22 protein-coding genes and 3 tRNA genes are annotated in these 23,525 nt (G+C 72.7%); 22 read left to right on the top strand and 3 right to left on the bottom strand.

Going from position 1 to position 23,525, the window contains the following annotated elements; all coding sequences use genetic code 11:
- Positions 1-2: 2 nt before the first annotated feature.
- The 7 genes from J4557_RS21895 to J4557_RS21865 all read left to right on the top strand — a co-directional run bounded on the left by J4557_RS21895 (position 3) and on the right by J4557_RS21865 (position 4,318).
- The gene (locus tag J4557_RS21895; RefSeq protein ID WP_208268546.1) at positions 3-1,130 is read left to right on the top strand and encodes an acyl-CoA dehydrogenase family protein; all 1,128 of its coding nucleotides are present in this window, start codon (positions 3-5) and stop codon (positions 1,128-1,130) included.
- 92 nt (positions 1,131-1,222) lie between these two features.
- Positions 1,223-1,295, top strand: a tRNA-Thr gene (locus J4557_RS21890).
- A gap of 321 nt (positions 1,296-1,616) precedes the next feature.
- A tRNA-Met gene (locus J4557_RS21885) sits at positions 1,617-1,690 on the top strand.
- Between the two features lie 117 nt (positions 1,691-1,807).
- Positions 1,808-1,972 (top strand): 50S ribosomal protein L33, encoded by a 165-nt coding sequence (rpmG, locus tag J4557_RS21880; RefSeq protein WP_026404241.1) that lies wholly within the window; start codon positions 1,808-1,810, stop codon positions 1,970-1,972.
- Positions 1,973-2,315: 343 nt separating this feature from the next.
- Positions 2,316-2,753: a MaoC family dehydratase N-terminal domain-containing protein gene (locus J4557_RS21875; protein WP_208268545.1), complete on the top strand. Its 438-nt coding sequence runs from the start codon at positions 2,316-2,318 to the stop codon at positions 2,751-2,753.
- Complete coding sequence (locus tag J4557_RS21870) at positions 2,753-3,178, top strand: MaoC family dehydratase (protein ID WP_208268544.1); 426 nt, start codon at positions 2,753-2,755, stop codon at positions 3,176-3,178. Before J4557_RS21875 ends, J4557_RS21870 begins: the two co-directional genes overlap by 1 nt.
- A 72-nt stretch (positions 3,179-3,250) precedes the next feature.
- Complete coding sequence (locus J4557_RS21865) at positions 3,251-4,318, top strand: UDP-N-acetylmuramate dehydrogenase (RefSeq protein WP_208268619.1); 1,068 nt, start codon at positions 3,251-3,253, stop codon at positions 4,316-4,318.
- Here J4557_RS21865 and J4557_RS21860 read toward each other — a convergent pair.
- A complete protein-coding gene (locus J4557_RS21860) occupies positions 4,308-4,544 on the bottom strand; it encodes a hypothetical protein (RefSeq protein ID WP_208268543.1) in 237 nt (78 codons plus the stop codon). The two genes, J4557_RS21865 and J4557_RS21860, sit on opposite strands and share 11 nt — an antisense overlap.
- A 146-nt stretch (positions 4,545-4,690) precedes the next feature.
- On the opposite strand from J4557_RS21860, the gene J4557_RS21855 reads away from it, so the two are divergent.
- The 4 genes from J4557_RS21855 to J4557_RS21840 all read left to right on the top strand — a co-directional run bounded on the left by J4557_RS21855 (position 4,691) and on the right by J4557_RS21840 (position 11,320).
- Positions 4,691-8,290, top strand: coding sequence for a tetratricopeptide repeat protein (locus J4557_RS21855; protein WP_208268542.1), 3,600 nt, complete (start codon positions 4,691-4,693; stop codon positions 8,288-8,290).
- Positions 8,291-8,551: 261 nt separating this feature from the next.
- Entirely contained in the window at positions 8,552-9,136 is a 585-nt protein-coding gene (locus J4557_RS21850) for a TMEM165/GDT1 family protein (RefSeq protein WP_307800127.1), read from the top strand.
- 75 nt (positions 9,137-9,211) lie between these two features.
- The gene (locus J4557_RS21845) at positions 9,212-9,811 is read left to right on the top strand and encodes a TetR/AcrR family transcriptional regulator (protein WP_208268541.1); all 600 of its coding nucleotides are present in this window, start codon (positions 9,212-9,214) and stop codon (positions 9,809-9,811) included.
- 72 nt (positions 9,812-9,883) lie between these two features.
- Positions 9,884-11,320 carry an MFS transporter gene (locus J4557_RS21840; protein ID WP_208268540.1) on the top strand — a complete coding sequence of 479 codons (1,437 nt, stop codon included), beginning with the start codon at positions 9,884-9,886 and terminating at the stop codon, positions 11,318-11,320.
- A gap of 78 nt (positions 11,321-11,398) precedes the next feature.
- On the opposite strand, the gene J4557_RS21835 is transcribed toward J4557_RS21840, so the two are convergent.
- Positions 11,399-12,439: an adenosine deaminase gene (locus J4557_RS21835; protein WP_208268617.1), complete on the bottom strand. Its 1,041-nt coding sequence runs from the start codon at positions 12,437-12,439 to the stop codon at positions 11,399-11,401.
- Between the two features lie 280 nt (positions 12,440-12,719).
- On the opposite strand from J4557_RS21835, the gene J4557_RS21830 reads away from it, so the two are divergent.
- From J4557_RS21830 to J4557_RS21820, 3 genes are all read left to right on the top strand, one after another.
- Positions 12,720-13,715 carry a hypothetical protein gene (locus J4557_RS21830; RefSeq protein WP_208268539.1) on the top strand — a complete coding sequence of 332 codons (996 nt, stop codon included), beginning with the start codon at positions 12,720-12,722 and terminating at the stop codon, positions 13,713-13,715.
- Between the two features lie 78 nt (positions 13,716-13,793).
- Entirely contained in the window at positions 13,794-14,303 is a 510-nt protein-coding gene (locus J4557_RS21825) for a SigE family RNA polymerase sigma factor (RefSeq protein WP_208268538.1), read from the top strand.
- 3 nt (positions 14,304-14,306) lie between these two features.
- The gene (locus tag J4557_RS21820) at positions 14,307-15,062 is read left to right on the top strand and encodes a hypothetical protein (protein WP_208268537.1); all 756 of its coding nucleotides are present in this window, start codon (positions 14,307-14,309) and stop codon (positions 15,060-15,062) included.
- A 336-nt stretch (positions 15,063-15,398) separates the two neighbouring features.
- Here the strand turns inward: J4557_RS21820 and J4557_RS21815 are convergent, their stop codons facing one another.
- Complete coding sequence (locus tag J4557_RS21815; protein ID WP_208268536.1) at positions 15,399-16,610, bottom strand: pyridoxal phosphate-dependent aminotransferase; 1,212 nt, start codon at positions 16,608-16,610, stop codon at positions 15,399-15,401.
- Positions 16,611-16,866: 256 nt separating this feature from the next.
- Here J4557_RS21815 and J4557_RS21810 point away from each other — a divergent pair.
- The 8 genes from J4557_RS21810 (at position 16,867) to J4557_RS21775 (ending at position 23,474) form a co-directional block, all read left to right on the top strand.
- Positions 16,867-16,939 (top strand) — tRNA-Trp (locus J4557_RS21810).
- A 122-nt stretch (positions 16,940-17,061) separates the two neighbouring features.
- On the top strand, positions 17,062-17,310 hold the full coding sequence (secE, locus tag J4557_RS21805; RefSeq protein ID WP_208268535.1) for a preprotein translocase subunit SecE: 249 nt from the start codon (positions 17,062-17,064) through the stop codon (positions 17,308-17,310).
- 94 nt (positions 17,311-17,404) lie between these two features.
- On the top strand, positions 17,405-18,295 hold the full coding sequence (gene nusG / locus J4557_RS21800; protein ID WP_208268534.1) for a transcription termination/antitermination protein NusG: 891 nt from the start codon (positions 17,405-17,407) through the stop codon (positions 18,293-18,295).
- A gap of 225 nt (positions 18,296-18,520) precedes the next feature.
- Positions 18,521-18,949, top strand: coding sequence for a 50S ribosomal protein L11 (gene rplK, locus J4557_RS21795; protein WP_190863959.1), 429 nt, complete (start codon positions 18,521-18,523; stop codon positions 18,947-18,949).
- A 61-nt stretch (positions 18,950-19,010) separates the two neighbouring features.
- Positions 19,011-19,727, top strand: a complete 717-nt coding sequence (gene rplA, locus J4557_RS21790) for a 50S ribosomal protein L1 (RefSeq protein WP_208268533.1) — start codon at positions 19,011-19,013, stop codon at positions 19,725-19,727.
- Between the two features lie 168 nt (positions 19,728-19,895).
- The gene (locus J4557_RS21785) at positions 19,896-21,431 is read left to right on the top strand and encodes a class I adenylate-forming enzyme family protein (protein ID WP_208268532.1); all 1,536 of its coding nucleotides are present in this window, start codon (positions 19,896-19,898) and stop codon (positions 21,429-21,431) included.
- A gap of 151 nt (positions 21,432-21,582) precedes the next feature.
- Positions 21,583-22,449 carry a hypothetical protein gene (locus J4557_RS21780; RefSeq protein WP_208268531.1) on the top strand — a complete coding sequence of 289 codons (867 nt, stop codon included), beginning with the start codon at positions 21,583-21,585 and terminating at the stop codon, positions 22,447-22,449.
- A 173-nt stretch (positions 22,450-22,622) separates the two neighbouring features.
- The gene (locus J4557_RS21775) at positions 22,623-23,474 is read left to right on the top strand and encodes an SCO4651 family lipoprotein (protein WP_208268530.1); all 852 of its coding nucleotides are present in this window, start codon (positions 22,623-22,625) and stop codon (positions 23,472-23,474) included.
- Positions 23,475-23,525 lie beyond the last annotated feature (51 nt).

Raw genomic sequence — 23,525 nt, 5'->3', positions numbered from 1 at the left:
CCATGGAGCCACAGGATTTCGCCGACGTGCTCAAGGCCGTCCGCAGCTTCGTCCGCGACGAGGTCGTCCCCCGCGAGGAGGAGATCGAGGAGACCGACGAGATCCCGGAGCCGCTGCGGCGGACGTCCCGGGACATGGGCCTGTTCGGATACGCCCTCCCCGAGGAGTACGGCGGGCTCGGCCTGTCGCTGAGCGAGGAGGTCCGGCTCGTCTTCGAGCTCGGCTACACCAGCCCCGCGTTCCGCTCCATGTTCGGCACCAGCAACGGCATCGCCGGGCAGGTCCTGGTGAACTCCGGCACCGAGGAGCAGAAGGCCGCCTGGCTGCCCCGCCTCGCGTCCGGCGAGATCGTCGGCGCGTTCGCGCTCACCGAGGCCGAGGCCGGCTCCGACCCGAGCACGCTGTCCACGTCCGCCGTCCGCGACGGCGACGACTACGTGATCGACGGCGCCAAGCGGTTCATCACCAACGCCCCCGAGGCCGACGTCTTCATGGTGTTCGCCCGGACCGGCGGCGCCGGCTCACGCGGCATCTCCACCTTCCTCGTCGAGAGCGGCACGCCGGGCCTCGCCGTCGGTCCCGCCGACCAGAAGATGGGCCAGCGCGGCGCCCACACCGCCGAGGTGTTCCTCGACGGCGTCCGCGTCCCCGCGACCGCGATGGTCGGGCCCGAGGGCACCGGGTTCCGCACCGCCATGGCGTCCCTCGCCCACGGGCGCCTCAGCATCGCCGCCCTCTGCGTCGGCCTCGCCCAGCGCATCCTCGACGACACCGTCGAGTACGCCAAGAACCGCAGCCAGGGAGGCAGCGCCATCGGCGAGTACCAGCTCGTCCAGGGCCTCATCGCCGACTCCCAGGCCGAGCTGTACGCCGGACGGTCCATGGTGCTGGAGGCCGCCCGCGCCTACGACGCCGGCGAGGACACCAAGCTCGGCCCGTCCTGCGCCAAGTACTTCTGCTCCGAGATGGTCGGACGCGTCGCCGACCGCGGCGTCCAGGTCTTCGGCGGCATGGGCTACATGCGCGGCGTCTCCGTCGAACGCTTCTTCCGCGACGTGCGCCTGTTCCGCATCTATGAGGGCACCAGCCAGATCCAGCAGCTCGTCATCGCCCGGAGCCTGCTGCGCTGACCTGCGGAGACGCCTGCCGGCGGAGTCCCGGGCAATCCAGTTCGCGCGCGGTCCCGAGTCCGTGTATCGTTTTCCCTGCGCGAACGACGCAAGCCCCTTTAGCTCAGTCGGCAGAGCGTCTCCATGGTAAGGAGAAGGTCTACGGTTCGATTCCGTAAAGGGGCTCAACGGCACCATGGCCGCCATCCGGAACGCTCGGACGGCGGCCTTCGTCGTTCCGGGCCGCCGTCCGTCGCGCGGGGAAGAACCTCCGCGCGCGCCGGGACGGGCGGGCGTGGACCGATTCGCTCCAAACCGGGCCCTGTGATACCGTCCCATCGGTTCCAGCAGGGCGTTCGCCGGATCACCCACATCCACCGGGTACTCTGGGGGACGGCCCGCGGGGCCCGCGGAACACCGATTCCCCGATCACGGTCCGGGAATTCGCGTTTCCGAGGTCAGGTGAGCATCCGGTATCCTTGATAACCGGTCCACACCGACCAGCGCGGCGGGGTAGCTCAGTCAGGCAGAGCAAGCGGCTCATAATCGCTGTGTCGCCGGTTCAAGTCCGGCCCTCGCTACTACCCATCTCTCTCACCCCCGCGGGGGTGAGCAGGGCTGGGTCGAATCTCCGGCCGCCCTTTCACGGGCGGCCGGGATGCGTAGTCCATGTTCCTAGCTCAGAAAGGCACTCCATCGTGGCTGCCACCGACGTACGGCCGAAGATCACGCTGGCCTGCCAGGAGTGCAAGCACCGCAACTACATCACGCGGAAGAACCGGCGCAACGACCCGGACCGCCTCGAGATCAAGAAGTACTGCCCCAACTGCCGGACCCACCGTCCGCACCGGGAGACCCGCTAACCAGGGTCCGGACGGCGAAGTACTGCCCGCTGCGCTCCCGCACGCGGCCAGGACCCACCGTCCGCACCGGAAGACCCGCTGACCAGGGTCCGGACGGCACGCGGCTCGGCCCGCACCGTCCCCGGCACAACAGCAGAACCGGCGATCACGGCGCTCCGGCGACCGGACCGCGACGGACTTCTCGGCACGCTTGCCCTGACATCGATCAGCCCGTTCCTCGCAGTGAGACCCGCGGGGGCGGGCTGAACGTCGTTCTGTTACGGTCCGTCGAGACGTTGCAAATGTGCTCGGACGAGGGCGACGCCGCCGCGCGACCCCGCCGGGACCTGGAGGGACGGACTGCATGGCACTCAATCGCGACTTCATCGGGCGAAGCTTCCCACCCACCGAGCCCTACGAGGTCTCCCGCGTGAAGATCCGCGAGTTCGCGGACGCCATCGGCGACCACAACCCGATCTACCGCGACCGCGAGGCCGCGAAGGCGGCGGGCCACCCCGACGTCATCGCCCCGCCGACGTTCCCGATCGTGGTGTCGCTCGGCAACGCCGGCCTCGCGGACCCGGACCTCAACCTCAACTACGCGATGGTCGTGCACGGCGAGCAGCGCTTCGAGTACACCCGCCCGATGCGCGCCGGGGACGTGGTGACCTGCACCTCGACGATCACCGAGATCAGGTCGATCGGCAACAACGAGAAGATGGTCGTCGAGACGGACGTGAAGACCGTCGAGGGCGAGCTGATCTGCAAGTCCTACAACACGATCGTGGAGCGGGGGGCCTGATGACCGCGAAGGTGAACTACGCAGACGTCGAGGTCGGCACCGAGATCCCCGCGCAGACCTACCCGGTCGACCGCGCGAACCTCGTGATGTACGCGGGCGCGTCCGGCGACTTCAACCCGATCCACTGGCGGGAGAGCTTCGCCAAGGCCGTCGGGCTGCCGGACGTGATCGCGCACGGCATGTTCACGATGGCGCAGGGCGGCCGGTTCGTCACCGACTGGGTCGGCGATCCGGGCGCCGTGGTGGACTACGGGGTACGGTTCTCCACGCCGGTCGTGGTGCCCGACGAGGGCGGCGCGACCCTGGAGATCAGCGGCAAGGTGGAGGAGAAGCTCGACGACAACAAGGTCGTCGTGGCGCTCACCGCCAGGTCGGGCGACCAGAAGGTCCTCACGCGCGCCAAGGCCGTCGTCCGGCTCGCCTGAGGCGCGCCGGGGCACGCACCGGCCGGGCGTCCGGCCGGTGCGGACGTGCACGTACGGGGAGGGGACAGCACGGTGGCGGTGTTCGCGGAAGAGGTGAACCTGGCCGGGTACACCACGCTGCGGCTGGGCGGTCCGGCGCGGCGCTTCGTCGAGGCGACGTCGGAGGCGGAGCTGGTCGCGGCGGTCCGCAAGGCCGACGACGAGGGCGAGCCGGTGCTGGTGCTCGGCGGCGGCAGCAACCTCGTGGTGGCGGACGCCGGGTTCCCCGGGACCGTGGTGCACGTCGGCGCGCGCGGTGTCGAGCGCGCCGCCGGCGACGGCGACACCGTCCTGGTCCGGGTGCGGGCCGGCGAGGACTGGGACCCGTTCGTCGCGCGCTGCGTGGCGGACGGGCTGGCCGGCGTCGAGTGCCTGTCCGGAATCCCGGGGCGGGTCGGGGCGACCCCGATCCAGAACGTCGGCGCGTACGGGCAGGACGTCAGCGAGACGATCGTGGAGGTCCGCGCGTATGACCGTCAGGCGCGCGCGTGTGTCACGCTCGACCGCGACGCGTGCCGCTTCACCTACCGGCACAGCGTGTTCAAGGGCAGCGACCGGTACGTGGTGCTGGACGTGACGTACGCGCTCCGCGAGACGGAGGAGTCGCAGCCGATCGCGTACGCGGAGCTGGCGAGGCGCCTCGGCGTGCGGCCCGGCGAGCGGGTGTCGCTGAAGGAGGCGCGCGACGCCGTCCTGGAGCTGCGGCGCGGCAAGGGCATGGTCCTGGACGCCGCCGACCCCGACTCGCGCAGCGCCGGCTCGTTCTTCACCAACCCGATCCTCACCCCGGACCAGCTCGCCGCGCTGGAGCGCCGCGTCGCCGAGCGCCTCGGCCCGGACGCGGCGTTCCCGCGCTACCCGGAGCCGGACGGGCGGACCAAGACGTCCGCCGCATGGCTGATCGACAAAACGGGGTTCGCGAAGGGCCACGCGCGCGGGCCGGTGCGGATCTCCACCAAGCACACGCTCGCGCTGACGAACCCCGGCGGCGCGTCCACCGAGGACCTGCTGGCGCTGGCGCGGGAGGTCCGCGCGGGCGTCCGCGACGCGTTCGGCGTGGAGCTGGTGAACGAGCCCGTCATGGTCGGCGTCACCCTCTGAACCGGCGCGCCGGCGCGCCCAGGACCTCGCTGAGCACCGCCCTCGCGGCCCTGCGCCGCGCGGGACTGGAGGACCAGACGGCCGGCAGCGCGATGCCGGCGTACGCCAGCAGCGCCAGCAGCGCCGCCCCTGCGGCGATCACGATGGCCAGATGCGGAACCGCGGCGAGCACGGCCAGTGCGGCTGCGGCCCTGGCCCGGCCGGCCGTCGGCGACTTAGGCTTCATGGCACGATCCTGAAGCGAGCGCGCCCCGGCCGGCTCCCGCTCCGGAGCACTCCGGAGTCCCGCGGATCCCCGCAGGTCGGGCGGTGTCCGGCAGCCGCTCGTTCCGGAGCGGACCGGATGCGAGGGACGCCGGAGGAGGTTCGGCGGTGGGGCCGTCCAAGGGAACCGCGCCGGAGCCTTTGGCCCGCTTCTGCGCGAGGCTGCGGCGGCTGCAAGAAGCGTCCGGGCTGGAGAAGAAGGCCCTGGCGGGCGCGGTGCATGTGAGCCCGCAGTCGCTGTCGGACCTCCTCAACGGCAACATCAGGAAACTCCCGCAGTGGGAGCGTGTGCAGGCGATCGTGGACGCCTGCCTGAAAGCGGGAGCGGGGCGGGTGCTTCCGCCCGACCTCGCCGATCGCGGCGGCTGGCGGCTGCGCTACACCGACCTGGAACAGGACCTGGACGCGCTTGCCCGCGTCCCGGAACTCCAGCACGACGACGACCGTGGCGCGGCGGCCGAGGCGGCGCTGAGGAACGGCTTCCTGCTGGCGTCGGGCGAGCGCGTCCCACGCGTCGACGAGGCCGATCCGGAGGCCCTCGGGGTGCACCCGGCCATCCGGGTCCCCCGGCAGCCGGCCGGTGAGCAGCCGCCGTACGTCCCGAGAGACCTCGACCCGGAATTGAACGGGCTGCTGCGCCGGGGCGGCCTGGTCGTGATCCGCGGCCGGTCCGGAGCGGGGAAGACCAGGACGGCCTTCGAGGCGGTGCGCGGCGCGTTCCCGGGCCACGACCTGCTGGTGCCCCGCAACGCGGCCGCGCTCCGCGCCCTCGCCGAGTCCGGAGCGGAACCGCGGGACACGGTCGTCTGGCTCGACGACCTGGACCGCTTCCTCGGCGCGGGGGAGGTCGGCCAGCAGCTGGACCAGCAACTGGTCGCCAGGCTGTGCCCCGGCGGACGCTCCGACGTGGTGATCATCGCGACCCTGCGCTCGCAGGCCCTGCTGGACCTGACCACCGCGTCGTCCCCCTCCGGGGAGACGCTCGCCCGCAGCGTCCGCGCGCTGCTGGCGTCGGCCGCCGTCCTGACGCTGGACACGGGCCTCAGCGACGCCGAACGCGACGGCGCCGAGTCGTTCCGGCACGACGCCCGCATCGCCGAAGCCCTCGACCATGCCGGCGAGAGCGGGTTCGGCGAGTACCTGTGCGCCGGGCCGGCCATCCTGGAACGCTGGCGCCTCGGGCGGGCCGCCGAGGGCGGCGCGGCGCTCGTGGGCGCCGCGCTGACGTCGGCCGCGGTGCACTGCCGCCGGGCGGGCTGCCAAGCGCCGCTTCCCCTCGCGGTCCTGGAGCGGCTCCACAAGGACCACCTCGATCCCCGCGACGCCCACCGGCCGGGCCTGCCGAGCGTCGAGGACGGCCTGGCCTGGGCGACCGAGAGCGTCCGCGGCGCGAGCTCCTGCCTGGTCGGCCACGAGGGCGGCCGCTACCGCGCGTTCGACTACCTGACCGACTCCCGGGACCGGGCCGACGACCTCGGACCGGTCCGGGACGCCGTCTGGACCGCCCTGCTGGAGGAGCTCGATCCGGGCGACCTGAACCTGGTCGCCCTGGCCGCGCGCAGAGCGGGCCGGGAGGACGTCTTCCGGCGGATGCAGGCGCGCTGGGCCGAGTCCGCGGACGACCCGGCGGTGTGGGCGCTGACCGGCTCGTTCTTCCTCTTCGACGGCCCCGGCGACCGGTTCCCCGAACGCGCGGCCGATGCCGAGCCCTGGCTCGTCCGCGCCGCCGGCGCCGGCCGCCCCGACGCCGCGCGGAACCTGTCGATCATGTTCGATCTGCTGGAGGACGCGGAGGCGGCGGAACGCTGGGCCCGGCGGGGAGCCGAGCTCGGGGACGGCGAGTCCATGGTCCGCCTCGGCGAGTTCCACGAGCAGCGCGGCGACCTCGGCGAAGCCGAACGGTGGTACCGGCGGGCGGCGGACGGCGGGCCGATCGAAGCGAGGCGGACGCTGCTCGCCCGCACCCTCCGCTTCGAGCTCGGACCGTACGAGACGAGGCTCTCGTGGATCAGGGGCGACTATCTCGAGGAGGACTGCGCCCCGTTGAGCGCCATCGCCCACCTCGGCCTCGTCCGCGCGGCACGGGGCGACTCCGCCGAGGCCGAGGAGCTCTTGCGGCGGGCCGCCGCCCATGGCCAGATGAACGATCTGCTCGCGCTGGCCGCGTTCCTCATGGGCCGCGGCAGGGTTCTGGATCTCCGGGACTGGTGCAGCGACGCCGCACGCGCCGGCCGGTTCGACGCCGTCACGGAGCTGCTGACGGAGCTGGCCGGAGCCGGCGACACGATCATGGCGCAGCGCGTGCGCGCCTTCGCCGTCGACGCGTGGCGGACCGAAGGCGGTGCCTTCCTCGCCCGGCTGGACGACCGCGGCGACGAGGACCGGGAGTTCTACCTGGACGGCGCCGGCCAGGCGATCCTGCTGTCCCTGGAGGCGGCGGCAGCGGCGGGCGTGACGGACCTGTGCGTCCGCGTGATGGGCGTGCTGGCGCTGGCGTCCGGCGAGGGCGTTTCCCGTGAACTCCTCCGCATCGCCGGGGCCGAGGGCTTGTTCTCCACGGACACCGTCGCTCCGCGAGCGGTCGACGACGCGATCCGCCGGCTGGCGGACGCCGCCCTGCTGACCTGCGACCGCGACGCTCCCGTCGTGACCGCGCACCCGGTGGTCCGGCGGGCCGTCCGGCACTGGCTCGCGGCCGAGGGCGGGATGACCGCCCTCGGCGGCGCGACCTGCGACCTGCTGCGGGCCGCCGCCGCGACCCTCGCCGAACCCTTGCTCAAGGGCCCGCGGGCCGCGGTCATCGCCCGGCACGCGGTCGCCCTCGACGACCACCTGACGCCTCACCTCGGTGATGGGGACCGGGACCTGGCCGAGAGCATGCTCGGGCTGCGGGGGTGGGCGTTCCAGCGCCTGCTGGAGAACGGCGAGGCCGTGCGGGCGCTGGAGACGGGCGAGCGGCTCGTCGCCGACGGCGAACGCCTGCTGGGCGACGCGCACCCGGACACGCTGCGGGCCCGCAACGACCTCGCCGCCGCGTACGTGGAGGCGGACCGGACGGAAGAGGCGATTCCCCTGATGGAGCGCACTCTCGCCGACCTCGAACGGACGCGGGGGGAGAGGCATCCGGAGATGCTGACCGTCCGCAACAACCTCGCGGCCGCCTACCTGCGCGCCGAGCGCACGGAGGAGGCGGTCGCGCTCTTCGAGCAGGCCCTCGCCGAACGCACCGCCGCGCTCGACCGCGCGCACCCCGAGACCTTCACCGCCTGCGCGAACCTGGCCGCCGCCTACGCGCAGGCGGATCGGAGCGCGGACGCGATCGCGCTCCTTCGACGGCACCTCCCCGCGAGCACCCGCGCGCTGGGCGAGACTCATCGCGTCACGTTGCATCTGCGTGCGACCCTCGCCTCGGCGTACCAGGAGGCGGGCCGGGCGGGCGAGGCGATCCCCGTGCTGGAGGGGACGCTCGCCGACCTGGAGAAGGCGGTGGGGGCGACGCACCCGCGCACGCTGGCGGTCCGCAACAACCTCGCGGCCCTCTACCGCGACGAGGGACGGCTGGACGAGGCCCTGCCGCTGTACGAGCGGGTCCTCGGCGAGGCCGAACGGGTCCTCGGGCCCGATCACCGGACGACCGTCCGCGTCCGCAAGGGCTTCGCCGAGGCCCGGCGCGAGGCCGAGGAGCAGGGCGGGAGGCCGCCCGGCTAGACGTCCTCGCAGCTCCCGGCGGTGACCGGGGTACGGCAGGCGCTCCGACGTTCTCGGCGCGGGACTTGATAGCCTGCGACGCGTCGAGGGGGAGTAGTCCCAATCGCGTGATCGACATGCTGGCGCCGCGGGTGGCGCCCGGTCGCGCGGGCCTCCGCGGGAGGCGGACGAGACCCTCGGCCCGGCAGTCGTGCCGGGCCGAGGTCGTGCGCCCGAAACGGCTCCCCGCCCTCCGCCCGGCATCCGAGCGAGAGGGACCCGGTGGTCACCGCATTCATCATCAGCCTGGCCGTGATCTTCGTCGCGGAGCTCGGCGACAAGAGCCAGCTCATGGCCATGACGTTCGCGACGCGCTTCCGCGCGATGCCCGTGCTGATCGGCATCACCGCCGCGACCGCGCTGGTGCACCTGGCGAGCGTGGTGGTCGGCGCGGTGCTCGGCGCGGCGCTGCCGACCCGCCCCATCTCGATCCTCGCGGGGCTGGCGTTCCTCGGCTTCGCGCTGTGGACGCTGCGCGGCGACGAGCTGGACGACGAGGAGCGCGACAAGGCCCGCAAGGCGGGCGGCTCGGCGATCCTGGCCGTCGGCACCGCGTTCTTCCTCGCCGAGCTGGGCGACAAGACGATGCTGGCGACGATCACCCTCGCCGCCGACCACGGCGGCGTCCTCGGGCTCACCGGCATCTGGCTCGGCTCGACGGTCGGGATGGTCGCGGCGGACGCGCTGGCCATCGTGGTCGGGCAGATGCTGGGCAAGCGGCTGCCCGAGCGGGTCATCAGGTACGGCGCGGCGGCCGGGTTCGCGATCTTCGGCGTGCTGCTGCTGGTCGAGGGCATCGCCGGCTGAGCCGCGGACGGGGGACGCGAGAAGACGTCGCCGGGCACTTGACGAAGTTAGTGATTGGACACTAACTTTCTCTCCATGAGCCCGAGGATGAGCGCCGGCGAGCGCCGCGAGATGGCGATCAAGGCCGCGATGGCCGAGTTCGCGCGCGGCGGCTACGAGGGCACGTCCACCGCGGCCATCGCCGAGCGCGTCGGCGTCTCGCAGCCGTACATGTTCCGGCTGTTCCCGACCAAGCGCGCGCTGTTCCTGGCCGCCGCGGACCGCTGCTTCGCCGACCTGGAGGACCTGCTCCGCGACGCGGCCGGCGGCCTCCGAGGCAAGGACGCGACCATCGCGATGGCCGATGCCTACCGGCGGACCCTCAGGGAGGACCCGGACATCCTGCGCTTCCAGCTGCAGCTCTACGCCGCCGCCGTGGAGGACGAGGAGATCAGCCGGATCGGCCACGCCCGGTGGGCGCGGCTGTGGCGGCTCATCGCCGACGTGTCCGGCGTGAAGCCGGCGGAGGTCACCCGCTTCATGTCCATCGGGATGCTGATCAACGTGCTCACCGCGTTCAAGGTCCCGTACGTCCCCGGCGAGATGGAACTCCCCGAATCGCTGCGCGACTGGGCGGAGAGCCTGCGGGGAGCCGATCTCGACACGACCGCCACGGTGCCGGAGGAGGAGTCGTAGGCGGGACGGCACCGGCGACCCGCCGTCCCCATCCCTTTTTTCTTGCCCACTGAAGTTAGTGAGTGATAACTAATGAACAGGCCGCACCCCCTCCGCACCTTCATCGTCACCGGCATCACGCTGTTCATGGTGGCGCTCGACAACCTCATCGTCACCAACGCCCTCCCCGACATCCGGACCGACCTCGGCGCCGGCCTCGAGGGCCTCGAATGGACGGTCAACGCCTACACGCTCACGTTCGCCGTCCTGCTGCTGCCCGCCGCCGCGATCGCCGACCGGTGGGGGCGCCGCCGGATGTTCATCGGCGGCCTCGCCGTCTTCACCGGCGCGTCCGCCGCCGCCGCGCTCGCCCCGAACATCGGCACGCTCATCGCCGCGCGCGCCGTCCAGGGCGCCGGCGGCGCGATCGTCCTGCCGCTCACCCTCACCCTCCTCGCCGCCGCCGTGCCGCCCGCCCGCCGCGGCGTCGCGCTCGCCGCCTGGAGCATGATGAGCGGCCTCGGCGTCGCGCTCGGCCCCGTCCTCGGCGGCGCCGTCACCCAGGCCGCCACCTGGCAGTGGATCTTCTGGATCAACGTCCCCGTCGGCGCCGTGCTGCTCGCCCTCGCCCCCGGGTTCCTCACCGAGAGCCGCGGCGCCGCCAAGCGCCTCGACCTCGCCGGGACCGTGCTCATCGCGGGCGGCGTCCTCGGCCTCGTCCTCGGCCTGGTCCGCGCCAACGAGCACGGCTGGACGAGCGCGCAGGTCCTCGGCTCCCTGATCGCCGGAGCCGTGCTGGTGGTCGCCTTCATCGCCCGCGAGCTGCGCGCCGCCGAGCCGGTCCTGCCGATGCGGATGTTCCGCAGCCGCGGGTTCAGCCTCGTCAACGTCCTCTCGCTGGTCATGTCGTTCGCCATGTTCGGCGCCACGTTCCTGCTCATCCAGTACATGCAGGGCGTCCTGCGCATGAGCCCGCTCGACGCCGGCGTCCGCTCCCTCCCGTGGACCGGCATGCCGCTGCTCGTCGCCCCGCTGACCGCGCCGCTCATCGCCCGCATCGGCGTCCGCAACGTGCTCGCCCTCGCGCTGGCGTTCCAGACCGCCGGCCTCGGCTGGCTCGCCGCCGTCCTGTCGCCGACCATCTCCTACGGCGAGATGGTCCCCGCGTTCGTCCTCGCCGGCATCGGGATGGGGCTGTTCTTCCCGCCCATCGCCCGCGCCGTCCTCGGCTTCGCCCCGCCCGAACTGGCCGGCGTCGCGTCCGGCGTCAGCAACTCGCTGCGCCAGCTCGGCACCGTCCTCGGCATCGCGGTCCTCGGTGCCGTCTTCGCCGCCCGGGGCGACTTCACCACCCCGCAGGCGTTCCTCGACGGCCTCCGGCCCGCCCTCTGGCTCGCCGTCGCCGCCCTCGCCGCCGGAACCGTCACCGCGCTGCTCATCCCCGCACTCCCCGGGCACGCCGAGCAGGTCCCGGGGCACGCCGAGCAGGTCCCGGTCCAGGCCCCCGAGCCCGCCGAGACGCCCGCCTGAACCCCGCTCACCGTGCGGCGAGCCGTCGTCATCACCCTCTGATGACGACGGCTCGCCGCACGCCGGCGCCGGAGGCGCTCAGGCGAGCCAGGCGTCGATGCCGGTCAGGAGGCGCTTGCGGACGTCGTCCGGGGCGGCCGACGCCCGCACCGACTGCCGCGCCAGCTCCGCCAGCTCGGCGTCGGAGAAGCCGTGCACGTCGCGGACGAGGTCGTACTGGCGGGCCAGCCGCGACCCGAACAGCAGCGGGTCGTCGGCGCCCAGCGCGATCGACGCGCCCGCCTCGAACAGCCGCCGCACCGGGACGTCCTCCGGTGTCGCCGCCACCCCCAGGCTCACGTTCGACGCCGGGCACACCTCCAGCGTCACGCCCCGGTCCACGATCCGCGACAGCAGCCGCGGATCCTCCACCGCCCGCACGCCGTGCCCGATCCGGTCGGCGTCCAGCGTCTCCAGGCACTCCCGGACGCTCGCCGGGCCGAGCAGCTCGCCGCCGTGCGGATCCGACAGGAGCCCGCCCCGCTTGGCGATCCGGAACGCCCCCTCGAAGTCGTAGGCCCGGCCGCGCCGCTCGTCGTTGGACAGCCCGAACCCCACCACGCCCCGCCCGGTGTACCGGACGGCCAGCCGCGCGAGCGTCTTCGCGTCGAGGGGGTGCCGGGTCCGGTTCGCCGCGATCACCACGCCGATCCCGACGCCCGCGGCCTCGCCCGCCTCCCGCGCCGCGTCCAGCACCAGCTCGACGGTCGGCGTCAGCCCCCCGAACTTCGCCGCGTACCCGCTCGGATCCACCTGGATCTCCAGCCAGCCCGACCCCTCCGCCGCCTCGTCCTCCGCCGTCTCCCGCAGCAGCCGCCGCAGGTCGTCGGGCGTCCGCAGGACGGAACGGGCGATGTCGTACAGCCGCTGGAAACGGAACCAGCCGCGCTCGTCGGTCGCGCGCAGCTTCGGCGGCCAGTCCTCCACCAGGGCGTCCGGCAGGTGGACGCCGTGCACGGCGGCCAGCTCCACCAGCGTCGAATGCCGCATCGACCCGGTGAAGTGCAGATGCAGGTGCGCCTTGGGGAGCAGGGCCACGTCCGGGCGGCCGGAGCCGGGCCGCGCGGCGGCGGGCTCCATGCGGGACGGCTCCGGATCCTCTCGCGGGGAACGGTCCTGCGGCGGGCGGGGTGACACGGTACGGGCCTCCATGGACCAATGTTGCCGGATCGTTCGACCCGCTGAACCCCCGCCCCACCAGGATCATCACACCGGACTACCCCGCATGGCACCCGGCGGCCATCCGCGCCCGTGGACATCACCGAAAAAACTTGGGAACCGCGTGCAACCCCGTTCCGTGGTCGCGCGTATACGAGGGGCGCAAGAGGAGAACACCGGACGGGCAGAGAGGGACTCAGAGATGATCACGCTGAAGGCCGCACTGATCGCGGCGGGCGCCATCGGGACCGTGGCCGTGGGCGGCGGCGCCACGTGGGCCATGACCGGCTCCCACCACAACGCGGACCTCCAGTCCGGCGACTCGAAGCTGCCGGCCGCGCACCGGGTCGTCGACGCCGCGCCGAAGACCGCGCCGACCTGCCTCCCCGCGCTCCCGAAGACGGGCAAGCTGCCGAAGACCGGCAAGCTCCCCGCGGACGGCAAGCTGCCGAAGACCGGCGACCTGCCCGCGACCGGCCTGCCGAAGACCGGCGAGCTGCCCGCGGGCAAGGTGCCGGCGAGCAAGCTGCCCGGGACGGAGAAGCTGCGCAAGCAGACCGACGCCCTGAAGAAGAAGGCCGAGGCCGGCAAGCCCGCGGTCAACGTCCCGAACCCGGGCGTCCCCGGCGTCGTCGCCCCCGGCGCCCAGCCGACCTCGCTCCCGTCCGGCCGGCCGGACCTGCCGGCCTGCGCGCCGTCCACCAGGCCGCTGCGCAAGGCCGGCGCCCCGGCCGCCAAGCCGTCCGCGAGCGTCCCCGGCAAGCCCGCGCTGCCCGGCGTGCCCGCCCTCGACTGCCGCACCCTCGCCCCCGCCGTGAAGGTCGGCGGCACCGTCGAGCGGACCGTCATGCTCGCCAAGGGCCTCAAGTACGTGTCCGCCACCCCCGGCACCGGCGACCTCAAGAAGCTCAACATCTGCGCCGTCACCCAGAAGTGGACCGGCAAGGCCGGCCAGTGGCTCACCGTCGAAACCCTGAAGACCCCCGCCGGGATGACGCAGAATCAGCTCCGGCAGGCCCTGAAGCTCCCCGAGGGAGGCACCCCGATCACCGTCGACGGCGTCGCCGCCTACCAGGGGCCGCGCGGCGGCGGGGTCCTGGTGTTCGACCCGAGCGGCTACTCGCTGTTCGTCAACGGCAGCCCCGTCCTCACCGGCGGGCCGAAGGACATCGCCACCGCGCTGCGGCAGGCGCAGTAGCAGGAAGACCCGGGCGGACGGCCAGGCGCGGGGCCGTCCGCCCAGGACGCGGGATCCCCTCCACCCGGACGGAGCACAGTGGGGCGTCGAGACGACGAGTCGTTCGTTGAGTTCGTGGCGGAACGCGGCGATGCCCTGCTGCGCACCGCCTCGCTGATGTGCGGTGCCCGGCAGGACGCCGAGGACATCCTGCAGACCGCGCTGGAGAAGGCGTACCGGCACTGGGGGCGGCTGGACGCCGACACCGACCCCGAGCCCTACGTCCGCCGGATCCTGGTCAACCTGGTGATCAGCCGGTCCCGGCGGTGGAAGGTGCTGCGGGAGATCCACATGGCGAAACCGCCCGAGACGCCGACGCTCTCGGGCACCCACGCCGTCGAGCTGAGGGGGACGCTCATGGACGAACTGCGCAGACTCGGCGCCCGCCAGCGGGCCGTGCTCGTGCTGCGCTTCTGGGAGGACCTCTCGGAGGCGGAGACCGCGCGCGTGCTCGGCTGCTCCGTCGGCACCGTGAAGAGCCAGGCATCCCGGGGGCTCGCCAGACTCCGGGAGCGACTCGGCGCGAACCTGGCGCCACTGGGGAGCTGAACGATGGACCTGGAGAGCGAACTCCGCGCGGCCATGGCCGAGCAGGTGGCGGGGACGGCCGCGCCGCCCTCGCTCGTGGCCGACGTGCGCCGCCGCCACCGGCGCCGCACGAACCGGATCCGCGCCACCGTCGGCGTCGCCGCCGCGTCCGTCGCCGCGCTCGCCCTGGTGCCCACCTACCAGTCGTTCCGGGCCACACCTGCCGGGGACTCCGCGACCTCCCGCCCCACGGGCGGGCCCGCGGTCCTCGAGCAGCCGGAACGGCCGTCCGCCTCGGGCCTCCCCGCGTCCCCGTCGCCAGAGGGGAGGCCCGAGGCGGGGTCGACGCCGAAGCCGTCCGCGCACCCGCGGCCCGGCGGCACCGCCGGCGGGGGAGGCGAGCGGCCCGGCGCGCCCGGACCCGCGGTGAAGCTCCCGGGGTGGGTCACCTACCTGCCGGGCGGGCTCGCCGCCACCGGCCCCTGCACGGCCACCGGCGACGCCAAGCGCCGCACCACCACATGCAAATGGGACGGGACGGCCGGCTGGGTGCAGATCGCCCTCGTCAAGGGCAGCGGCGTCGGCCTCACCGACCTCGCCCCCGTCGGCGGCGTCCCGACCCGCACCACCGTCCGCGGCATGCCGGCGCTCACCGGCGACCGCCCCGGGTCCGGACGCCAGGTCTCCTGGATCGCCAAGCCCGGCACCGGCGTCACCGTCACCGCCGGCGGCGCCGTCAAGGACCAGCTCATGCGCATCGCGGAAGGCGTCCGCCCCTAGGCCACGCTCCGGCGGGGGCGTCCTCGAATGGCGGAGAGGGGCCGCCAGGACACCCCGCCGGAGCCTTCCCTGTTCATTGCATCGCCCTTGGCGTCAGGCCCTGGAGGCCTTCCTTCGGCGGGCGATGCGTGCGACCGCTGCATCGCTTCGACTCGCCCTGGGGGCTCGCTGCGCGATCAAGTTCTCGCAGGCTCGAACTTGGCTTCGCTCGCGATCGCGACGGTCGAGGTCGTCGCGTGGCTGGGGTGCGGGTCGGGGTCGCTGTGCGAGGCGCTGTCCAAGAGAGCACCGGCCCCGGACGCTTCCGCGTCCGGGGCCGGTGTGTTCCTGCTCGGGTTAGCTCGCCTCGTTCAGGAGCTTCGCCACGCGGGAGACGCCCTCGACGAGGTCGTCGTCGCCCAGCGCGTAGGAGAGGCGGAAGTAGCCGGGGGTGCCGAACGCCTCGCCGGGCACCAGCGCGACCTCGGCCTCCTCCAGGATCAGCGACGCCAGCTCCACCGACGTCTCCGGGCGCCGGCCGCGGATCTCCTTGCCCAGCAGCGCCTTCACCGACGGGTACGCGTAGAACGCGCCCTCCGGCTCCGGGCACACCACACCGGGGATCTCGTTCAGCATCCGCACGATCGTCTGGCGGCGCCGGTCGAACGCCTTGCGCATCTCCGCGACCGCCGACAGGTCGCCGGTCACCGCGGCGAGCGCGGCGGCCTGCGAGACGTTCGCCACGTTGGACGTCGCGTGCGACTGCATGTTCGCGGCGGCCTTCACCACGTCCGCCGGGCCGATCAGCCAGCCCACCCGCCAGCCGGTCATCGCGTACGTCTTCGCCACCCCGTTCAGCACCAGGGTGCGGTCGGCCAGCTCCGGCACCACGACGGGCATCGAGTGGAACTCGGCGTCCCCGTACACCAGGTGCTCGTAGATCTCGTCCGTGATCACCCAGAGGCCGTGCTCGTCGGCCCACCGGCCGATCGCCTCGATCTCGCCGCGCGAGTAGACCGCGCCCGTCGGGTTGGACGGGGAGACGAACAGCAGCACCTTCGTCCGGTCGGTGCGGGCCGCCTCCAGCTGCTCGACGCTCACCTTGTAGCCGGTGGTCTCGTCGGCGACCACGTCCACCGGCACGCCGCCCGCCAGCTTGATCGACTCGGGGTAGGTCGTCCAGTACGGGGTCGGGACGAGCACCTCGTCGCCCGGGTCGAGCAGCGCCGCGAACGCCTCGTACACCGCCTGCTTGCCGCCGTTGGTCACCAGGACCTGCGACGCGTCCACCTTGTAGCCGGAGTCCCGCTCGGTCTTCTCGGCGATGGCGGCGCGCAGCTCGGGCAGCCCGCCCGCCGGCGTGTACTTGTGGAAGCGGGGCACCCGGCAGGCGGTGACCGCCGCCTCGACGATGTAGTCCGGCGTCGGGAAGTCGGGCTCGCCCGCGCCGAAGCCGATGACCGGGCGGCCCGCCGCCTTCAGGGCCTTGGCCTTGGCGTCCACGGCCAGCGTGGCGGACTCGGATATCGCGGCGATGCGCTTGGAGATGCGAGGACGGTCGATGCTCATATCCCTATCGTTACAGAAGCGAGGCCATGACCTGAGCGATATATCGGGGCCGGTGGCGCGGCGTTCGCGGCGGCCGCGCGGGTTTCCGCGCCGTCCGGTTCGACGCGGAGCCCTCGGCGACGTAGACTCCTCTCCCTAGTGACGCGTCACCGGCATACGACCCTGTCCGCACACGGGCATCCCCAAGAGGCCGTAAGCTGGGGCACGGCACCGACCCGGTCCCGCGGCCGGGGTGTTCTCCTTAGCCGGAGAATGAAGGGCAGTGGCTCAATTGGTAGAGCTCCGGTCTCCAAAACCGGCGGTTGGGGGTTCGAGTCCCTCCTGCCCTGCGAGGTGCGGTGCGCGCACCGGTGCCGGCCGCGCCACGGCACCCGCCGTGGCGTTCCGCGGCGCGGGTCCGCGCGACAACCACTCGGTGGTTGGAACACGACCTATGAGGTGAACGGCGGCAATGGCGACTGAGACGCGCGGCGAGGCCGCGGCCAAGGACGAGGGCAAGGGGAAGTCCGCTCCCACGCGGACCACTCCGGCGCTGTTCGTGCGCCAGGTCATCGCCGAACTGCGCAAGGTCATCTGGCCGACCCGCCGGGAGCTCGTCACCTACACGACGGTGTCCCTGGTGTTCGTGCTCATCATGGTCGCGATCGTGTCCGGCTTCGACTACGGCCTGCAGCAGGGGATCTACAAGATCTTCGGCTGAGGCCGGTCGCGGAGCGGCCACCGCCGCCCGGCCGCACCACCCGCCGAGAAGCACCGCCAATCCATCACCGCAGACGTCCGGAGAGAGAGTCACCGTGTCCGAGCCCTCACAGCCGCCCTACGACGAGGCCGTTGACGAGGCCCAGTCCGCCGCGGCTGCTGCGGCCGGCCAGGCGGCCGAGCCCGCCGAGGACGCGGCCGAGGCCGCCGTCGCCGCCGGCGAGGCCGAGCCCGCGGACGAGAAGCTCGAGGGCGAGGGCGTCGCGCCCGACGCCGCCGCGGACGCCGCCGACCTCGCCGAGGCCGTCGAGGGCGCGGACGCCGCGGACGTGCCCGCCGGCGCGGAGGGCGAGGACGAGGAAGGCGAGGCCGAAGAGGCCGAGGCCGAGCCGCCCGCCGACCCGTACGCCGACTTCAAGATGCAGCTGCGCCTCCAGCCGGGCGACTGGTACGTCGTGCACTCCTACGCGGGGTACGAGAACCGGGTCAAGACCAACATCGAGACCCGCACCCAGACCCTCAACATGGAGGACTACATCTTCCAGATCGAGGTCCCCCAGCACGAGGTGACCGAGATCAAGGGCGGCAAGCGGCAGAAGGTCAACGAGAAGGTCCTGCCGGGCTACATCCTCGTCCGGATGGAGCTGACCGACGAGTCGTGGGCCGCGGTCCGCAACACGCCGGGCGTGACCGGGTTCGTCGGCCTGCTGAACAAGCCGTCCCCGCTGAGCCTGGACGAGGTCGCGAACCTGCTGGCGCCCGAGCCGGAGGAGGGCGTCGCCAAGGCCAAGGAGCAGGCCAAGGTCGCCGCCACCGTCGACTTCGAGGTCGGCGAGTCGGTCACCGTCATGGACGGCCCGTTCGCCACCCTCCCCGCCACCGTCAACGAGATCAACGCCGAGCAGCAGAAGCTCAAGGTGCTGGTGTCGATCTTCGGCCGCGAGACCCCGGTCGAGCTGAGCTTCAACCAGGTCTCCAAGATCTGACCGCCGCCCGGACGGCGCGGTCCGATCAGCACGTATTCTTGACGGGCCGTCCTCGCCTCGGCGGGACGGCCCGGTGCTCGTCCCGATCGTCGGACGAGCGGCACCGATCGGCCCCGCGCACGCGGGGAGATTCCAGCGGTTCCTACACGGCGGACGCGTCCCAGCGCCGTGTTGCCCGGGTGACCGGGAGTCGGAACCACCGATACATGGGACATAGGGGTTCGCATGCCTCCGAAGAAGAAGATCGCCGCGCTGGTCAAGGTCCAGCTCCAGGCGGGCCAGGCCACCCCGGCGCCGCCGGTGGGTACCGCGCTCGGCCCGCACGGCGTCAACATCATGGACTTCTGCAAGCAGTACAACGCTGCCACGGAGTCCCAGCGCGGCAATGTCATCCCCGTAGAGATCACCATCTACGAGGACCGGTCGTTCTCGTTCGTCACCAAGACCCCGCCGGCCGCGCAGCTCATCCTGAAGGCCGCCGGTGTGGAGAAGGGCAGCGGCGAGCCGCACAAGACCAAGGTCGGCTCGGTCACCGCGGACCAGATCCGCGAGATCGCCACGACCAAGATGCCCGACCTCAACGCCAAGGACCTGGCGGCCGCGGAGAAGATCGTCGCGGGCACCGCGCGGTCGATGGGCATCGAGGTCAAGTAGTTCACCACCCAGTGGCAGGGCCGGGCGCGGCCCGTACCACGAGTTCCTTGGAGGAACGAGCATGAAGCGCAGCAAGGGCTACCGCGCGGCGGCCGAGAAGATCGACCGGGAGCGGCTGTACAGCCCGGTCGAGGCCGTCAAGCTGGCCAAGGAGACCACCGTCACCAAGTTCGACGCGACCGTCGAGGTCGCGCTGCGGCTCGGTGTCGACCCCCGCAAGGCCGACCAGATGGTCCGCGGCACCGTCAACCTGCCGCACGGCACCGGCAAGACCGCCCGCGTGCTGGTGTTCGCGGGCGGCGCGAAGGCGGAGGAGGCCCGCGAGGCCGGCGCCGACCTGGTCGGGTCGGACGACATGATCGAGCGGATCCAGGGCGGTTTCCTGGAGTTCGACGCGGTCGTGGCGACGCCGGACCAGATGGGCAAGGTCGGCCGCCTCGGCCGGGTGCTCGGTCCGCGCGGCCTGATGCCGAACCCGAAGACCGGCACCGTGACGATGGACGTGGCCAAGGCCGTCAGCGACATCAAGGGCGGCAAGATCGAGTTCCGGGTGGACCGGCACGCGAACCTGCACTTCATCATCGGCAAGGCGTCGTTCAACGAGCGCCAGCTGGTGGAGAACTACGCGGCGGCGGTCGAGGAGATCCAGCGGCTCAAGCCGTCCGCGGCCAAGGGCCGGTACGTGAAGAAGGCGGCGCTGACGACGTCGATGGGGCCGAGCATCCCCGTCGACCCGAACGCGGTCCGCAACCTCACCGCGGAGCTCGACGAGGCCTGATCACGGGCTTCCCCGCCCGCGGGTGAAACGGGCGAAACGGCAGGGCGTCTCCATTCCGGAGGCGCCCTGCCTGCGTCTGCGGGGCCCGTTCCGCTGAGCGGCATCGGCGGGTCCGGCGGTCCGGCCGGCCGGTAGATTGCGTCGCCGGATCGCGAGGAGAGGGGCGTGATGGGCGGATCGCCGCGCGGGGACCTTCACCGGCTCTACGACGTGCTCGACGCGGCGGCGGACGCCGCCCCCGACGCTCCGGCGCTGTCGGTGGACGGGACGACCTGGACGTTCCGGGAGTTGCGCGCGCGGACGGACACCCTCAGCGCCTATCTCGGCGAGCGGTGTCCGCCGGGGGCGCGCGTGGCGCTGCTCGCGCACAACCGGCCGGAGTACGTGGCCGCCTACTACGGGGTGCCGCGCGACGGCCGCGTCCTCGTGCCGCTCAACCAGCGGCTGCATCCGCGCGAGTGGGCCGACCAAATCGCGCGCAGCGGCGCGTCGCTCGTGCTCGGCGAGACGGACCTGCTCGACCGGCTCGCCGCCGAGGGGGAGCTCGGCGACGATCGTCCTCCGCTCGTGCTCGTCACCGACCTGCCCCGGGACGCGCCGGGACGTCTGGCCCGCACGGAGACGGGCCCGGACGGCGTCGCGTGGCTGATGTTCACCAGCGGGACGACGGGCCGTCCCAAGGGGGTGCGGCTCACGCACGGGAGCCTGCTCGCGGGCCTGCGGGTGTCGGCGTCGGGGCGGCCGGTCCGTCCGGGCGACGTGTTCTGCACGCCGTTCCCGCTCTGCCACGTGGCGGGCTACCAGGTGATGCTGCATCACCTGTACCGGAGGCATGCCGTGGTGATGCGGCGGTTCCGTCCGGCGGACCTGGTGGAGGCGGTGCGCCGGCACGGCGTCACGAACGTGTCGCTGGCGCCGACCATGCTGGAGGACCTGCTCGCGCACCTGGGCGACGACCCGGCGGCGCTGGAGGTGCTGCGCGGCGGCCTGCGGGTGGTCTCGTACGGGTCGGCGCCGATGCCGGTCCCGCTGCTGCGCCGCGTGCACGGCGTGCTCGGCTGCGACCTCAACCAGGGCTTCGGCATGACGGAGCTGTCCGGGAACGCGACGTTCCTGTCCCCGGACGACCACCGGGCCGCCATCGCGTCGCGGCCGGATCTGGCGGCGTCGGCGGGACGTCCCGCCGAGGGCGTCGAGATCCGGGTGGTGGGGGAGGACGGGGCGCCCGTCCCGCCGGGCGCGCTCGGCGAGGTCGTGGTGCGGGGCGCGCAGGTGACGCCCGGCTACTGGGACGATCCGGACGCGACGGCGGAGGCGTTCGCGGGGGGCTGGTTCCGCACCGGCGACGTCGGCCGCGTCGACGAGGACGGCTACCTCTACCTGGTCGACCGCCTCAAGGACGTGATCGTCACCGGGGGCGAGAACGTCTCGTCCCGGGAGGTGGAGGACGTGCTGCGCACGGTCCCGGGCGTCGGGGAGGTCGCCGTGGTCGGGCTGCCGGACCCGCGCTGGGGCCAGTCGGTGTGCGCGGTGATCGTGGCCGACGGCGCGCGGCCGGCGGACGAGGAGCTGATCGGCGCGTGCAGGGCGAGGCTCGCCGGGTTCAAGACGCCGCGCCGCATCGAGTACGTCGACGCGCTGCCGCGCACCGGCACCGGCAAGGTCCGCAAGTCGGTGCTCCGCGACCGCCTCGCCGAGGGCTGAGGCTCCGTCGCGCAGGGGGCCGGGTCGGGGGGCGCCGCGCCGTGATCATGCCGCCGACCTGCGGGATACCGCGCTCCGGGGCCGGATCAGGACAATCCTATTGGACGGATTGTTTTGTTGTGGTTGGTGTGTTTGGTGTTGAATCGTCCCTGTGAAGCGCCGAACCGACCGGATCATCGCCGTCTCCGCCGTCACGGCCGTGGCCGTGGTGCCCACCGCGATCCTGATGGCGGTGAAGACCGGCGTCATGTCGTCGAAGGACTCGGGCGCCCTGCCGCCGAGCGCGCAGATGGCGCAGGCGGATCCGGCCGACCCGAACAACGCCGCGTCGGGCGCGGTGGCGCCGTCCGCCTCCGGCGCACCGGGCACCGGCGGCGGCGCGGGCGCCGGCGCGCCGGGCGGGCGGACGGCCGGACCGGGCGGCACCGCGGCGAACCCGTCGCCGAAGCCGGGCCCCGAGCTGAGGTCGTTCGTCCGCAAGACGAGCGTGAAGCTGACGATCGGGACGGGCGGCGACTACAAGCAGGCGTCCGAGACCGCGACGATCAGCCTGTGGCCCGCGTTCTCGATGAACGCGGTCGGCGTCACGCAGACGATGAAGGACGGCACGCTCAGCAAGATCACGCAGAAGGTGATCGTGAGCGGGAGCACGCTGTCCGGGTTCGACGGCGAGAAGTGGACGAAGTCCAAGCTCAGCGCCGCGCAGCTGGAGAAGCTGCGGACGGGGTCGGACCCGCGGCAGTTCACCTACATCATCCGCGGGGTGCCCGGCAACGTGGTGACCGGCCCGGACACGGGCGGCCGCACCCACTACCTCGCGCAGGCGCTGATGGGCAGCGTGTACGGCCTGCTGCCGAAGGAGTCCGCGGACGAGGTCCGCAAGGTCGTCCCGGACGACGTCGGCGTCTCGCTCGACCTGTGGTCGGGCAAGCAGGACCGTCCGGCGACGATCGGGCTGTCCGCGACGGCGCCCGACGGGACGTTCGCCGGCTCCATGACGTTCGGCTCCTACCGCTGACGCCCCCGAAAAGCCCGCCGCGCGCGCTCTGGCACATGGCCGTTCGGCCATGCGAGGGGTACGCCGATGGTCGTACCGGTCTCAGCCCCGTTCGTACCACCGGGGGATGTAGCGCCGTTAGCGCCTCGACAGACTGGGAACACCAGCAGGGCGACAAGGGAGGCCGAAACCTCATGAACCGACGACTGGTAGTGGCCGCCGGAGGCACCGCCGTAGGTGCCGCGCTCCTCCTGTCCGGGTGCAACGGGGACGGGTCGGGCTCGAACGCGAACATGAAGCTCAGCGCCAACGAGGCGCTGCTGAGATCGTCACAGAAGACGGCGGAGTCGGACACCTTCAAGGCCGACCTGACCGTCACCGGCAGCGGCTCGGACTCCGGGAAGATCCACGCGACGGGCCAGTTCCGGCTCAAGCCGGCGCTGAAGTTCAGCGCGCAGCTCGACGACGTGACCCACAACGGGCAGACCGTGCCGGGCGCCAAGGGCCAGGCGATCTTCACCGACAACACGCTCTACGCCAAGGTGCCGCAGCTCGCGCAGTTCATCAGCGGCGGCAAGCCGTGGGTGAAGATCGACGTGAACCAGGTGTCCCAGCGCACCGGCTTCGACGTGCAGAGCCTGGTGAACCAGGTCGAGAAGGTGAACCCGGCCGAGCAGACCAAGATGTTCACCGGCTCGAAGGACGCCCACCGGGTCGGCACCGAGACGATCGACGGCGTCAAGACCGTCCACTACGCGGGCACGGTCACCGTCAAGGACGCGCTGAACCGGCTCGACGCCCAGACCCGGGACAAGGTCGACGGGTGGCTGCCGAAGGACCACGCCAACGGCAAGATCGACTTCGATCTGTGGACGGACGGGAACAACCTGCCGCGCAAGCTCGTGTCCAAGGCGTCCGACAAGCAGGGCGACAACGGCTCGGTGACGGTGCTGTACAGCGACTACGGCAAGTCCTTCGGGGTGAACGCGCCGCCGTCCGACCAGGTCGGCACCATGTCGCTGGGCTCGCTCCTCCGCGGTAACTGACACACGGGTCACACCGGGCGACACGGGACAGATCGAACCCCGCTAGTCTCC

This window comes from Actinomadura nitritigenes (genome assembly GCF_017573545.1).
GTDB lineage: Bacteria > Actinomycetota > Actinomycetes > Streptosporangiales > Streptosporangiaceae > Spirillospora > Spirillospora nitritigenes.
Note: the sequence above shows the minus strand (reverse complement) of the source record. Positions and strands in the feature narration are given on the sequence as shown.